Consider the following 755-nt stretch of genomic DNA (forward strand, 5'->3'; position numbering starts at 1 on the left):
CGTATCGGGATAGGTCATGGACAGATAGATCCGCATCTCATGCAGGTCTCGGAACATCTCAACCTGACCCGCCACACAGGCGGAGAGATCGCCGGTCGGTTCTGCCTGCCAATAGACCTTGCGCTCAGTGAGCGCAGGCAAATCGGGATTTTGTGGGCTAGAGTGGGTCATGTGTTAGTCAGATTTATTATGAACTGACCAGATTGAATCAGAACTAAATCTAACTAACAACGGGTGACTTTTAGCCCTAATAGGTGTGTTATATGCCCAGTCGAAAAAGTCAGGAGACAGTCAAATGGACTCTAAAGCACTGATTCAGGCCTATATGAGGGCCAAAAAATTCAGCCAGTACCAGCAAGTCGCCGCTGAGCTAGGTTTTACCAAGTCGCACATCTCCAGCCTGACCACGGGCAAGGTACAACTCACTGATACAACGGCAAAAAAGATTGCCGAGGATATCGGCCTGGACGTGCAGGAAGTGCTGTTAAGTCTGGCCGCCGTCAGAGCAACCGATCCCGAGCTGAAAAAGGCCTGGTACAACATACTGTCGAACTACACCAAAGGAGCCGGCACGGCTGTAGCCCTTGTGGCTGCGGTGTTCCTGGCCCCTAGCCACGGGCATGACCTAACCGCGCATAATGTGATCAGTGGTTATGTTGAAGACTAGGCCCCCTGCCACAATCGAACAGGGCAGGGGGCTTTGAGGTAGGAGGGATGTGGGGCAGCGTGCTGGCATCATCCAGACGCCCGAAAAT

General features: G+C 52.7%; 1 protein-coding gene. It reads left to right on the plus strand.

What is annotated here, in order from left to right; all coding sequences use genetic code 11:
- The first annotated feature begins 295 nt into the window (after positions 1–295).
- Complete coding sequence (locus GWQ22_RS21680; RefSeq protein ID WP_275931652.1) at positions 296–667, plus strand: helix-turn-helix domain-containing protein; 372 nt, start codon at positions 296–298, stop codon at positions 665–667.
- The last annotated feature ends 88 nt before the right edge of the window (positions 668–755 follow it).

The organism is Aeromonas sp. 1HA1 (genome assembly GCF_029237385.1).
GTDB classification, from domain to species: domain Bacteria; phylum Pseudomonadota; class Gammaproteobacteria; order Enterobacterales; family Aeromonadaceae; genus Aeromonas; species Aeromonas popoffii.

Bases quoted from the DNA above. Each gene is read 5' to 3' on its own strand.
- GWQ22_RS21680 (WP_275931652.1), top strand. From the start codon at position 296: ATGGACTCTAAAGCACTGATTCAGGCCTATATGAGGGCCAAAAAATTC.